The organism is Calyptranema fuscum S582 (genome assembly GCF_055793305.1).
Genome location: NZ_JBSLYH010000019.1, coordinates 41,698 through 55,898, shown reverse-complemented (window position 1 = coordinate 55,898; position 14,201 = coordinate 41,698). Strand labels below are relative to the sequence as shown.

Here is a 14,201-nt window from a genome sequence, read left to right as displayed (position 1 = left end):
AGCAACCGCTCTGGCTGCCTTCCAGAGCGGTTGCTATTGTTAGAGCAACAAAAAACACCGCGCCGTCGGTACCAGTTTGTTCTTAGGCTCATCAATCTCAAGACTTCGTTGCAGCGACAGTTAAATCCATGTCCCCCGGTACTACAACTCAGCTCACTCAACAGCTTTATCGCCTGATCCTTCATGAGCATCAGCAGCTTTATGCAGTCTGGCAAAGCACTGACGTATTGCAATCACAGTATGACAAGGTGCTGACCCTTGATGTTGTAGAAGCCCATCTTCAGGGCAGACAAACTGTGTCAGTGCGATTATTGCAACCGGGCACTAACACTGCTAAAGCGGGTTGTATTGATTTTGATGCTCCTAAAGATGGCTCTGATACTGAAGCACTTCAGGCAGTTTTAGCTCAAGCACAAAAGGTGCAGCAAGTTGCTACCGATCGCGGTTTATCAACATACCTAGAATTTAGCGGTCGTCGGGGCTTTCATCTTTGGTTATTCGCTGATACCTCTCTACCTGGCGCAACATGGATTAAGGCATTACAAAACCTCTGCTACTTATCAGGTTACAAACCCAAAGAAATTTATCCGGCAACCGCGACGATCGCAAATGACGGCAAGGCTTCTGGACGACCAATTCGTTTACCCTGTGGCATTCATCAAATGAGTGGTAGGCGCAATGGATTCTTGCTTGAAGTAGTGGAGTGGGCAGAAGGTTTTCCTGTTGTGCCAGAGAACCAAGTGGCGCTGATGACAGAATTTCAACAGGTCAATGCAGGTGCGATCGCTCGATTGGCAGAGGAAAAGTTACAGGATACAGACAAGATAAAGGTAGCTCCAGACTTCCATGCAAAACCCAGGATCCAGAATCTAAAAACAGACTTTTCTATCCTGTCGCCTAGTGAGCATCCTGTCTGTATTCACTATCTGATAACCAATGGTGCTCCAACCGACCAAGACTACAATGCTGTCAACCTCACTCTCTCTCGCTATGCCATCACTAGAGGATTCGATCGCACCCAAATAGAATCCTTAGCGGAAAGAATGGCTCAGGCATCAGATCACCACCCTACTAGCAAACTTACCGTTGATGCCAAGCTACGAAACTTTCAGAGTGCCTACGCTTCGGCTCGACGCAATCCTCAAGATTACCAATGGAGTTGCAGTTATGTTCGAGCTAGTCAGGAACTGGTAAGTTGTGGGGGCTGTACGGGCTATGCTTGTCCCTTCTGGCAGTGGGAAAAACCTGATGGTGACAATGAAGCAGCAAGACGCGCAGAACGAGAATTATTAGCATACATCCTCTGCCATCCAGAAGCGGGGATGCAGGAAGCGTTGGGGATTGACCTGCCTGCTGAGGGATTCGTTGCAAACTGCCCATCTGTAGCAGATGAAAAAACTCCTTTATACTTGCATCAATTAATTTGGGAAGCCCTCGTAACGCTTGAAACCGCAGGGAGAGAACTGATTCCTAGCTTGATTCTGGCTCAATTGGAACAGGTTTTAGATGGGAAATCAGCTTCGCCGACCAGTGTTATCAACCAGGCAGCCACGTATTTGGATGAATTGCTGCAAATGCCGCCTTGTAGTTGGGACACGTTTGTTGAGCATTTGACAAAGGTAAGAGATACGGGGCTGCGTTTACTGGCAAAAGAAAAGGCAACTACGGCGACTGAGTTGTTGGGCGATCGCCTTCAACCCGTCACCGAAACCCTGGAAACCCTGATCAATGAGTCTCAGAATCTCCAGCGTCGCAGTGCCTCTCAAACGCTGCCAATGGTGGCATATAGCCAGGATTTGATCCATGACCTGTTTGGACAACCACAGACTGCAATTCCGACACCTGCCCACTGGCTCAACCATGCTCTCAATGGTGGGCTGCATCCCGGCAGGCTCTATGTGATTGGTGCACCCCCTGGCTCAGGCAAGACAACGTGGTGTGCTTGGTGTGCGGATGAGGCAGCCAAAGCCCGAACGCCGGTGCTGTATGTCTCCTTTGAAATGGGCAAACAGCAGCTCTGGGTCAGTGCTTTGTCCAGGCTTGCTGGACTGAATTCAGGACTGATTGAGTCTAAACAATGGGATGAGCCAGGCTATTCCAATGCTCAGTGGTTGAAGCAGCAGGTTGCTCAGGCGATTCGTGCTTACGACCAGCAGATTGCAGAACATCTAACCATTCTCGAAGCTGGACCAGAAGTGACAGTAGCTCACCTTAAAGGTGTGATTGCTCAGGTTAGACGCACGGCTAATTTGAATAAGAATGCACCAGTGCTGGTGGTCGTTGATTACCTGCAACTGATGTGCTGTGGAGATGAAAAGTTGGATTCTGGTGCCAATGAGGTTTTGCGGGTTTCTAGAGTGGCAACCGGGCTGAAACAACTGGCACGGGATACGAATACGGCTGTCGTTGCAATTAGTGACATTAATAAAGCGGCTTATCAAGAGGCACTCCGCACTGGAATGTTGGACATGAGTGCGTTGCGAGATTCGTTCAAGATTGCTCATGCGGCGGATTGCATCATGCTGTTGCAAACCGGTAAGGCACAGCGTGGTAATGACCAGCCTAGAGATCAGGTTGATTTATTGGAAGAACGCTATGCAGGTAATCATTTGAAGCTTCGACAACTTCAGGATGTTCGGACTCGCTTTCCTTTGAATGAAAGAGCAAAAGCCACTTATGCACGTCTTAGTCTGCTCAAGAATCGAGGTGGTATGACCGCAGAACCCATGTTTGTTTATGAAAAGGCATATCACCGCTTTGTTCCGGTTGATCTTGATTTAGGAGGGGACAATGAATTTGAAGACCTCTAGCTCCTCCACGTCAGCATCGGAAGTTGACCTGAACTCTTCAGATTCCATCTACGATGACCTGATGGATTGGGCAAAGGAACGCAAGCAGCAGTTCTTAAGAAATCGTGCGAAAGGTAGTCCTATAAGCTCAAGCTCAAATAATCCAGAATTACCCATCAAAACAGAGACAGAAGCCTGGATTGAAACCTGGTACACTCCCCCGTCTCTGCCTTCGAGAAATGCTAGACAGCGAGCCGTTCCTTCCAAGGCTCTTTGTCAAGAAGCGACAGATATAGAAGATGGGGAAGTGAAGAAAGTTCAAGAAGAGAGTCAGTCTGAACTTCAAGCTCTAGAGCCTAAACCCTCTCCCTCGCCTCAGTCTGCTGTTGTACTAACTCAACATCCCTCAACGTTTGAGGTTGGTCATAAAGTTGTTCTTCGTCCAGATGCTAATCGTATTCCTGATGGTATTCCGCTAAATGCTGTAATGGTCATTCAGGAGATGTATGTCAATGTTTATCGACAGCATCAAAATATCTGGTGTATTTGGTGTAGTAGTGATGCTTTTTCTGGTCTAAAGTCGATTGATTCTGATTGCTTAGTGCCATTGATAGAAAAGGTCTCTAACTCTGATGTAGAAAGCATACCGGTAATGGAATCGGAAGAATTTCATGCTGGGATAATAGACTATGTCTCATCTAATGCGGTTGTCAGCTACGAGTTTGTTGAAGACGGACAGCGGCTTGCAGAGATACTCAAACCTTTGCAAACCTGCCCAGTAATCGCAGTTGACACAGAGACGACTGGGCTTGACCCACTGAAAGACAAAATTCGTTTAATCCAGATTGCGGCTGAAAATAATCCAGTTATTATTGTTGATCTCTTCAAGATTTCAAGGGAAACGCTTGCTCCTCTAGCTGAACTGTTTCAGGGAGCACCGATTAAAGTTTTGCAGAATGCCAAATTTGACCTGAAATTTTTGCAACAGGCAGGACTTCCCATTGCTGGCAAACTGTTTGATACGATGGTCGCTGCACAGTTGTTAGATGCAGGGGTGAGATCGCACGGCTACAACTTGGCGGAACTGGTCAAGGTTTATCTGGGAGAAGACTTATCCAAGGAACAGCAGCGAAGTGACTGGAGTAATCCCAGTCTTTCGTCAGAACAGCTAGAGTATGCAGCGCGGGATGCTGCAATTTTACTTCGGTTGCGTGAGGTTATGAAACCCAAGCTAAAAAATGCTCGCTTGGTCGAAACTGCCAAGCTGGAATTTGACTGTTTGTGGGCGATCGCCCAAATGGAACTCAACGGGATGTTGCTCGATCTCTCTCGATGGGACGACCTGCGACAAGAACTCGAACGAAGCAGGGATCAGTTAGCAGATACCTTGAGAAAGCAGCTCCAACCAGCTTTGCTCAGTACTCAACTTGATATTTTGGGAAATCAAACCTCTCTCAATTTAGACAGTCAGCACCAGGTATTAGAGGCACTACAGCAAATGGGTGTGCCAGTGAAAAATACCAGCAAGCTCTCTTTAATTCCCCTGGCAGAAGAGCATCCATCGGTTAGAGGGTTGCTAGACTACCGCAAGGCAGCCAAATCAGTCCAGGCGTTTGCCAGTAGCCTACCCAAGCATGTTCACTCCATTACCGGACGAATTCACCCCGATTATCAGCAAATGGGGGCTGCTACTGGGCGCATGTCTTGTCGAAACCCCAATCTACAACAGATCCCCAGAGACAAAATTTTTCGCAGTTGTTTCATTCCGGCTCCAGGATATTGTTTGGTGGTAGCCGACTACTCTCAGATTGAGTTGCGGGTAGCCGCAGAACTCAGTGGCGATCGCCGCATGATTGAGGCATACCAGAATGATGAAGACCTGCACCAGCTAACCGCTGCCTTGATTGCTGATAAATCCTTGGATCAAGTTGAGAAATCGGAGCGGCAGGCAGCTAAAGCCGTCAATTTTGGGCTGATTTATGCGATGGGTGCTAAAGGTTTGGCTGAGTACGCCTACAACAATTATGGAGTACAGATGAGCCTGAAGCAGGCAGAAACGTTTCGGAAACGATATTTTGAGGCATATCAAGGAATTGCCCGATGGCATGGGGCGATCAAGCGCAGACTGCCGAGGGAGATGCGGACAATGGGCGATCGCCTCCGGCGCTGGCAAGATGAGCCGAAGTTAACAGAGCTTCTGAACACCCCAGTTCAGGGCACTGCCGCAGATATTACCAAAGCTGCATTGGCAAAACTTCCCGCAGCTTTGAGAGAAACGGGAGCCAAGTTAATTGCCACTGTGCATGATGAAATTCTGCTGGAAGTCCCAGTGAGTGTAGCGGAACGGGGTGCACAGATTCTTCAGCAAGTGATGGAGCAGTCGGGACAGCAATATCTGAGGAGGGTGCCAATTAAAGCAGAGGTAGCGATCGTCAGCAGTTGGGCTGAGAAATAATATTTTGGGAGTAGTTACTCAAAAATTATTTGTCTACAACTACAAAGATTCGTCGGGCTCGTAAGAGCGCCAGTCAAAGCGATGAGACTGACTACCACTATCTAACTTATCGATTGCCCCTGGATCACTGTTCAAAAACTCATCCAAATCTTCGTACTGGCTGGGATAGCGAGAACCAGAAGTAGTGGTTTTTGGTTCATCTGGTAGTACCAGACTTTCTCCAGGCTTCAGATGAGCAAAGCGCGGGTAGCATTCATCTTGCGTCTTGCCGTCCGGTGTCAGGAGTTCTTCGCTTTCATCATCGGGTTCCCGATCGTATTCCTGAACCAGCAAACCGTTTTCTAGACGCTTAATGTGCCACGGCATAATTTAGTCTCCTTGCCTACTCAATCAGAAATAGCCACATGGCTGATTTTGTCAATTTTGTTGTGCGTGAAAGTTAGAAAACAGTCTAACGCTTTTAGACAAGGGAACAGTACGTACACCCCACATACCGTAGGTAATGGATCTGACCACACGGGTCATTGCAGGTTCCGGTCTCAGCATCCCGATTTTTGATGGGGCGCACAATAACGGGAAAGGACGGTATTTATCTGAGCCGGAGATTATTAAGAACTCCTTGCTGGAGCAGATGTTTGAACCAGAGGAGTTGCAATCTTTGCTGCTGGTGAAAATTGATCATCGCAATCCAGACGCAAATCATCTACGCAGACGCGAATTTGCAGATGGCACTCGACGGCGACTGGCGTTTAGTTCTGGCAACAGTTACTACTTTGCAGATGACGACTTGCGTAAGAAGATCCGGCGATTGTTCGCAACAGAGCCGGATGCTGCCTGTCGGTATGGTTCTCTGCTGGTGAGTAACTGCTACAAGGGGTCTGATACGTTAGAGAACCTGCGGGTCAAAATAGTGGATTTCAGTGATCCGCAGTATGCTCGCTATAAGACCGGAGATTGCCACGGTAAGATTTCGCCCCAGCTTGCTCGTCACTTAGGGGGTGAGCAGAACTGCCCGTTTCAGTTCCGGCTTGCCTGGAGGCGGCAGTGGGCGGAAGGAAGTGAAGAAAGCGGTCCCCGTGCTAGCTTCCTATCCAAGGGAACGCTGCTGCCTGATGCTCAACTCACTGATGCAGAGGGTTATGACATCGTTATGGATCGATCGTCGATCAAGGGCATTAAAAAGGCGCGATTGGATGAGTTGATTCCTTGTGGAGATTATGAGTTTCCGCAAGTTGCAATGGGCAACCGGGGCAATGCCAGAGCCACCAGTTACGACAATAGCTGGCAGTTTACCATCTGGTATTCTGAGGACGCTGTGCGGCAGGATTTGAAGCAGCCAACAGAGGAAAAAGCTAAGGTCTTGGCAGATTTACAACGGAATCCTTTGGCACTGGCGCGGTACATTGTGCAAGAGTACGACAAAGAACAGCAACGGCGACAGGAGCGATCGGAAGAAGAATTTGGGGATGTGGATGGCAATGCCAACAGCCAAGTGCAAGAATCCCGCTGGATCTCTCTGCTTCGCAATGACAAGTATGGACAGTTGGTTGAAACACCCAAGTTTCGGAAATTTGCAACAGATTATGTAGCGGGCAGATGGCGAGATCTAGCGATTAAGAGCGGCTACACCCACAGTTCAGGTATGGCAATGCCATCGAATAATCTACCGCGCGGTACGGTTTGTGTGCCTCATTTACCAGAAGGGGATGTAATTCTGACCCGATATCCGATCGTCAACTCAGACAATATCCGCCTCTATCAAAACGTTCACGATCCAGAATTAAAGAAAACTCGCAATGTCATCTGGATCAATCCCAGAGATGCAGAGGAATATCACCAGGCAGACTTTGATGGCGATCAACTGATGGTTAGCCCTGCCAGCAAGTTACCCAATATCGCCAAAGAAACGCTGCGGGCTGGTGAACCAGGGCGATTTGAGACGGTGAAGCAACGCCCCAAGTTAGCCTATACCGAAGTTCTAAATGATGATGGCGGTTTGAAATACCGGAACCTGGCTCAGATTGCGGCGGCAGTGAATCAGAATAAGGTGGGATTGGTGGCAACTAATATTGGACGGGTGCAATCGTCAATGCCGGGGGAAGGGGAGAATGTTGAGCGGTTTGAGCGCCGCCAACGAAAGTTGCTCAACCGTTTGTTTCAAGCACTTCAGGTAGAGGTTGATTCGCCCAAGAGTGCAGAGCGGCTGGAGGATATCAAGGAGATTGAAGGAGAAAACCTACTTTCAGATGCGAAGCGGTGGTCTGAGACGCATCCTAGCCACTTTTTTGACTTTAAGAAGGACGATCGCCTCTATCGCAGTTTTGCCATGCCTGCGGATGCTCCCGGTTCGATCAATGTTCTTGCTAGAGAAGTGGTCAATCCCTTGTGGGAACCGACTCGGATTCGCAGCCGCGATCGCCATGAGTTCCGCTATCTGTTCCCTAAAAATGAATTATCTGTGGATGCGTTGGAGTGGGCAGAGGAGCTGAAGACTCGCTTCCAGCAAGCCAGAGATGAGATTCAGGAAAGAGTTGGGGAAGACCGGGATGCCTTTAATGAAGAGCTGGGCAAACTCTACGATAGCTACCGGGCTGAAATTAATGAGTTGTTTCCGACCCCAAAAGAACGGTTTGAGGGGGCAGCCGCACTCTGGTATACCCAGCACACGCGCCCAGAAATGGATCGGCACCGCCGTGACTGCCTGACGCTGGCAGAGCAAATGGATATTACCTTTACCCTCCAGCATGGGTATGAATTGCCCAGTGAAGCGCTACCCAGAGATGCCTATGTGTTGAGTGTACCGTTTGGGTCGGATGCAATTCGGTGGAAGGAAACTCTGGAGCAAAAGGGCATTCAATTTGATGCGATCATTCATCCTCAGCTACCGATGATTGAATTTGCACTCAAAGATATTCCCTCGCGATTGGTTGAGAAACTAGAGGCTAAGTTTGGCAAGAACGTTAATGATCTGGATGCACTTCACGTACCTGATGATTTGCGGATTATTCCTCCCGCTGATCATACTTGGGCGGCATCTCGGCAGGATTCAGGCGTGGGGGCGCTGGCATACAACCTGTTGACTGAGGAAGTCTGTCAGCAGCTTCAGGCATTTCAGTTTGATGAAATCAAGATCTTAGGCATTCGCCACAATGACTTTGCTGGGGAGAATTTTGCCAGTAAGCAATGGCGCAATCAAGCGGTGAGTTTACAGGTAGGTGCATTTGAACTGCCGGAATCTCATCCTGAGTACTACCGCTATAACGGAACTCCGATCGTGCAGATTGATGACAAGAACTTGGGCACCTTCTCACCAGATATGCCCAAGTTACCCATTGGGAGTTCCTTTGAAGCCAAGCTACGTCCTGAAGGTTCCAGCGTAGTGCTGAAGTTGTATCCTGACTCAATTCAACTCCCTGAGCCAGTCCTCCCTGGTTCAGAACCTATCCAAAGCTCTGAACTAGATAGAAATCAGTGGCGTAGGGAAATGTTTGAAGGCTTAGTGACAGCCGTTGGTGCAACCTATGAACAGCAGCGGTCAGATGGATCTGAAATTGCGCAGTTTAAGGTGGGTGATAAATGGACTGCTTATGTTCAACCAACAGGCGACTTCACTATTCGGAATGAAGCAAGGCGAACGATTTGTCGGGGAAATTTGAATACAGGTGAGGAAATAGTTCCATTAGCCGAGGATTATGCGAGTGAACTGGAGGGTATGTTGGCAAAGAGAGAGCGATCGCAAGCCCTTATTGAGCAACGAGTTATTAAATCAAATACTAACTATAGTAGTGTCGAGCTAGCTTAGTAATTTTAAACTTATTTATTGTTCACCTGGTTAGTAGTTGTTCTAGGTGAATCAGAGCAGCATTTATAGAGTTAAAAACTTGAATCCATCTAAAAGCCCAATTAAAGTCTGATTGGGTTTCTGCAATTTGCTTCATCTGTTTAGAGAAATCTGATTTATGGTTATCTTTTATTTTAAAGGTCTCAAGAGTTCCCGAAGCATCTACCGAGAAATCATTGTCAAACCAAGAAGAGTGCTGATTCTTTAAATTAATTATCCAATCATCAGGAAAAAGACCTTCGATAGCAAATCTATCTCTTATAGAAACATAATGGATATTTGGTTGGAAAGGAATTTGTTTTTGACCAAAGTAGTTTTGTAGATCCCTTCTTTCTCTAACCCCAGCATCATCTCCGTCAAAGATAGACACAGTAACTCTTTCCTTACTCATAAATTCATATGTGGCACGTAAGAAACCAGACAGATGTTTTACTCCACCAAAATCTAAAATTGCAGTTTCAATTGATCTTAGATGAGACCAGCTTGTATCTTGTCCATTGATATTGGTTGGTAGTAACTGTAAAATCCATTCAAAATAGCTTTTGTCTGACGGTCCTTCAACAAATATATTGTATTTGGCTAAATTGTAGTAGTCACTAAATTTAATACCTAGGGATTCTCTTAATTTTCTAGTTGCATCCAGATGAGATTTAAATGTACTAACTTTTGTATGTCCATTAACTAAATCAATACCTGCTATCATATTAGGATCTTGAGGTACGAAACGTAAGGAGTGAGTTGTGAGCACAACAAGTGATTCTTCCCGAAGTTTCTTAAGAATTAGATCGCAGTTTTCCGAAAGCTCAGGGTGCAGATACGATTCTGGTTCTTCCAATAGCCAAATTACTTTTTTACCACGTGATATTTCTTCTTTAGTCACCCATAAAAATGAAGCCATTAAAGCTGTCGATTGAATTCCCATTCCTTTTCGGAAGATTGATGTTTCTGTAGGATCTAAAAGTCTGAAATCGAATCCACTGATAAAGTCCTCAAGAGAATTGTTAGGTATTCCGAATGATGCCTTTATATTAGATAAACCAGAATAATTGAGTACTTGATTTAGATGATCAGCAGTTGTTTGTAGAACATCTTTAATATCTTGTATGTGAACCAATATTTTATTTGCAGTAACGCTTTTAAGGAAAGGTACAAGTAAATCAGTATAAAGATCTCTAACACTTTTCTCAGATGGAATATAGTGACATGAAAAACTTGAAAGAAGATCAGAAACTAATTGACGTTGCTTGTTAGAATACTGAACTTGCTTAGTTCCTGTCTTAGGTTTCTTTGCGTTTGGAAAGAATTGATACGTCGGATTAGAGTTAGAGCTAAACTGAAGGTTTAGTGATATTGATATTTCATTGTTTCGGCTTGTTCCCAACAAATTATGTAGTTCATCAATGCCGTCATATATCGATTTATCATTACCGTTAGGATCGCCACTAAAGGTAGCTAAAAGACTTGTTCTGGATCTATTGTCATTGAAAGTTAGATCCAGGTTCCTATCATACCCTAGCTGATTTTCATGACCTGTAAATAATAATTGAACAGCTTTAAGAATATTAGTTTTACCACTATTGTTTGGACCAACAACTGCTAGTCCCTTCGCTAAATCTAAAGACTGTTCAGCACTTATAGTTCTGTAAGATTTAATTCTTATACTAGTTAGATCCATATTCAGATGATTAATGATGAAAGACTGAGATTTACCTTAAGCTCGTAAGATATTTAGGCTCGTTTAAGGTAGCTGTCCGTAGTTATACATCACTGCTACCACCACAATATACTCCTCAGAAATCGGTAGATAAAGAACATACCAGTTCCGGAACTTGATGAAGCAGAGGTCAGAGTAGCGTGGATCAGAGCAACGCATTCCCTGTCCGATGTACGTCATGCTTCGCAAGAAGTCTCTTAAGGGTTTGCGGAACTGTGTTGGCACACCTCCCTTCTCGTTCTTGATGTCATCTAGAGCAGCTCGTTGAAACGTGACTTTCATTTAGTCGTCAAACACCTCAGCCTCTTCTTCAGGAGTTGCCCACTCTCCTTGTTGGGCAGCCGCGATCGCCTCATCCAATCGTTGCAACCCCCCATGCTGCTGTTCATAGCTGGTTAGCACGATTTGGCTGACCTTAACCCGCAGTTCATTCCAGGCTGAGATCAGTGCCTCATAATGCTCTGGGTTGACTAGATAGGCAATAGTTTCCCCATTCCGAGTAATGAGAACATCCGCGTCTTTCGCCAAATCAGCGATTTTGGCAGTATTTTTCAACTCCGTCACCTGAGCATGGCGCATCGGGAACGTAGGATCTTTGATTACGCTGTTGTTCATAGCTTGAGCAAACCGAAAGGATATAATTCTGGGATTATTATAACCTAGCCAACTGGATACTGGACAAATCGCCATTTGGCATAGGTAGCTTGAGCGATCGCCTTGTTAGGGTGACAACTACAGCAACCTTAACTTGTGTTTCAGGGCTGCCTATGGCTACCAAAACACCTACCCGACCCAAGCAGCAGCAGAGTACCCAGAAGCGATCCTGGCAAAACCTGACCGATCGCCGCAAACTCCGCCATCTTGAAAACACCCTGGATAAAGCGATCACCAACGCCCTCCAAGAGGGAGGCATTGAGTCGCACGAAGACTTCAAGGCTTATGTGGAGTCATTCAGTGAGCGATCGGGCAAGGCTCCCATCACGGTTGAGCTTTGTGAGGGTGGTGGCAATGATGATGAAATTCGAGGATACCGCTTCTATCTCAGCAGTGACCCCAGCCAGAGAACCAGCGGCAAGTATCTGATCAAAAACTTAGAAGGCGTTACAGACAAGGATGAAAACTACTTTACGCCCTCCAACATTGCTGAGATGTTTGGGTTTGAAGAGGCAGAACTTGATGATCTGGATACTGACCTGGACGATGCGCTTGATCTCGATGACGACTTTGATGAAGAGCCAGATGAGGATTTAGAGACGCTACTAGATGCCGATTTAGATGATGAGTTAGATGAGTTAGGGGATGAGGAGCTTGCTTCGCCTCCGACAGCTAAACATCAAGCTAAAACGTCACCGACAGCTCAGAGCAGAACTCAATCCAAGGCGCAAGCTCAAGGCAAAGCAGGTAAATCTAATCATCGGGACTTCCGTTACCGCGACCCAATGGAGGAAGCGTCGCGGCTCAGTGCTTCGGCTGCTGTCAATGGACGCGAAACGAATGGAGTGAATGTTGCAGGGCTGGCAGGACAACTGGCAACCTTGGGCATTGTGGTTGGGCAGGGAGTGTTAGAAAACCTGGCAGCTCAGGACGACGAGGAACGGATTGAACGAATTGTCCAAGAACTTCAGCGGCAGAATGAGCAGGTAGAAAACCTGACCAACCGTTTACAAGAAGCAGCAACCGGACGTGCAACGGTAACGCCGACAGAGGAGCCAGAACAAATTGCGGTTGAGAATCCTTTAGCAACTGCGGCTGAGACAGTTGGAAGTAAGGTAGACAGGCTAGGTGTAAAACTAGATTCCACCTACAAATCTCAACCGCTAGAGCTGGACCGGGAAGCCAGCATTAGCGAACAGCTTGACCAGATTGAGTCATACCTGAAAGGTCTTTCCAAACGACTTGATCGTTTAGAAATTGCGGTAAGTCGTTTAGAGAAGCAAGTTGCAGAACAAACCAGTTCTTCAATGGTTGAGCCGGAGGTACATACAGAAGAAAGTCAAGCTGCGGCACCTGAACAACTGATCGCAGAGTCCAAAGTGCTGGAACAACTTATGGCGCGACGAGCTGATCCTCAGCAAGTTTCTTGTGCAGAATCTTTGGTGGGCTTTGCCAGAGTTGCTAATGAACTCTCGGATAACGCTGATCAAGAAGGAATTGCGATTTCCAGTAACAAAACTCTTCGGATGAAAGAGCAAGGGGAGCAGGTGGCGATCGCCCTGAACAACAACCAGGGCAATACCCTTTTTGCAGGCAATCGTAATGATGGGCAGTGGGCGATCGCAGAAGATCACCTCAATTCTGAGGAGAAAGCTGCCATTGCTAAACTTCCTCAGTCCAAGCAGGAATACGCCACAAAAGCCAGCGCTCAAGCACTGATTGCAACCTTTCAAGAAAAGCTACCAGAGCGATTTAACGGTGAGGCTGAACCTGTTTTTACCTGGACAGATCAGGGCAAAGCCAAATACGAATTTGAAGTTGTGACCTTACCAAATGGAACACAGTTGCTTCAAGGATTCGACCCGAACCATAAGGATGAACAGGTGTTTGATGCCATGTTAGTGCCTGGTCAATCCCCTGACATTCTACATTGCAGTATTCCAGTACGAGAGATGGAATCAGCCATAGCTGATCAGTCAGATGAACGAATAGATGATAAGCACTCAAATCGCCATTCTAGTAAAGGCTCTGCCAAACCTAATCGTGAAGAGTTGCAAGTTTAAGACCGATTGTATCAGCCCTAATGAGGAATATATGATGTACAACACTAAAACTCAGGTTATTGAGTCTCATTCAACTCAAATACGTCATCATCCAATCAAACAACTTAAGCGTTTTAAAGTTACCAAAACAGATCTGCTGTTCATTGGATTTTGTGTTGTAGTCGCTGTTTATTTACTGCTTAAAGATCCGTTATTGGTCACCGTTTTAGGTTGTGCCAGTGTAGTTTTCATCGGTTTGTGGCACTTAATTCATGCAGTACCCATCTTAGAGAAATATTTGGGTGCAAAGATCCGTTTCTGGCATATTGCATCACTCATTATCACCATTACTGTCTTACTCAATACTCTGATTGCTCCTGCCCATGCCATTTTCTTAAGTGGGCTAGAACAATTCTTTGTCAATCTAGCGCAGCAAACGTCTCAGGCTGGAGGCGCGACCAATACATTAGATGCCAATGTTGTTGGGTTAATTTTCAATCTGATTCGGGGTGTATTTCTGCTACTCGTTGCTGCGGCTGCCCTGTTTGCTTATAACCAGGCACAGCAGGGAAACGACTGGAGACCAATTGTTACTCAGGTGGGACTCGCGTTTGCGATCGTGATTGCGATTGATGTGGTCACGTTCATCTTTGTAGGAAATGGCACGGGAACTGCTGGTGGTTAATTTGGCAAAGTGAATCGGAAT

At 46.4% G+C, this 14,201-nt stretch carries 9 protein-coding genes; 5 read left to right on the top strand and 4 right to left on the bottom strand.

The features are described from left to right. The first annotated feature begins 128 nt into the window (after positions 1-128). Positions 129-2,810 (top strand): DnaB-like helicase C-terminal domain-containing protein, encoded by a 2,682-nt coding sequence (locus ACR6Z4_RS14570; protein ID WP_479718018.1) that lies wholly within the window; start codon positions 129-131, stop codon positions 2,808-2,810. After that, on the top strand, positions 2,791-5,244 hold the full coding sequence (locus ACR6Z4_RS14565) for a bifunctional 3'-5' exonuclease/DNA polymerase (protein ID WP_479718017.1): 2,454 nt from the start codon (positions 2,791-2,793) through the stop codon (positions 5,242-5,244). The genes ACR6Z4_RS14570 and ACR6Z4_RS14565 overlap by 20 nt, the downstream gene beginning before the upstream one ends. Positions 5,245-5,283: 39 nt before the next feature. Here the strand turns inward: ACR6Z4_RS14565 and ACR6Z4_RS14560 are convergent, their stop codons facing one another. Beyond that, positions 5,284-5,610, bottom strand: a complete 327-nt coding sequence (locus tag ACR6Z4_RS14560) for a hypothetical protein (RefSeq protein WP_479718016.1) — start codon at positions 5,608-5,610, stop codon at positions 5,284-5,286. A 136-nt stretch (positions 5,611-5,746) separates the two neighbouring features. On the opposite strand from ACR6Z4_RS14560, the gene ACR6Z4_RS14555 reads away from it, so the two are divergent. After that, positions 5,747-9,046, top strand: a complete 3,300-nt coding sequence (locus ACR6Z4_RS14555; RefSeq protein WP_479718015.1) for an RNA dependent RNA polymerase — start codon at positions 5,747-5,749, stop codon at positions 9,044-9,046. Positions 9,047-9,068: 22 nt separating this feature from the next. Here ACR6Z4_RS14555 and ACR6Z4_RS14550 read toward each other — a convergent pair whose 3' ends face one another. The 3 genes from ACR6Z4_RS14550 to ACR6Z4_RS14540 form a co-directional block, all read right to left on the bottom strand. Next, positions 9,069-10,760, bottom strand: coding sequence for an ATP-dependent nuclease (locus tag ACR6Z4_RS14550; protein WP_479718014.1), 1,692 nt, complete (start codon positions 10,758-10,760; stop codon positions 9,069-9,071). A gap of 63 nt (positions 10,761-10,823) precedes the next feature. Further along, complete coding sequence (locus tag ACR6Z4_RS14545) at positions 10,824-11,081, bottom strand: hypothetical protein (protein WP_479718013.1); 258 nt, start codon at positions 11,079-11,081, stop codon at positions 10,824-10,826. Beyond that, positions 11,082-11,414, bottom strand: coding sequence for a hypothetical protein (locus ACR6Z4_RS14540; protein WP_479718012.1), 333 nt, complete (start codon positions 11,412-11,414; stop codon positions 11,082-11,084). It abuts the gene before it with no gap. Between the two features lie 152 nt (positions 11,415-11,566). On the opposite strand from ACR6Z4_RS14540, the gene ACR6Z4_RS14535 reads away from it, so the two are divergent. Both ACR6Z4_RS14535 and ACR6Z4_RS14530 read left to right on the top strand, forming a co-directional pair. Further along, complete coding sequence (locus ACR6Z4_RS14535; protein WP_479718011.1) at positions 11,567-13,516, top strand: hypothetical protein; 1,950 nt, start codon at positions 11,567-11,569, stop codon at positions 13,514-13,516. 31 nt (positions 13,517-13,547) lie between these two features. Beyond that, positions 13,548-14,180 carry a hypothetical protein gene (locus tag ACR6Z4_RS14530; protein WP_479718010.1) on the top strand — a complete coding sequence of 211 codons (633 nt, stop codon included), beginning with the start codon at positions 13,548-13,550 and terminating at the stop codon, positions 14,178-14,180. Positions 14,181-14,201: the final 21 nt, after the last annotated feature.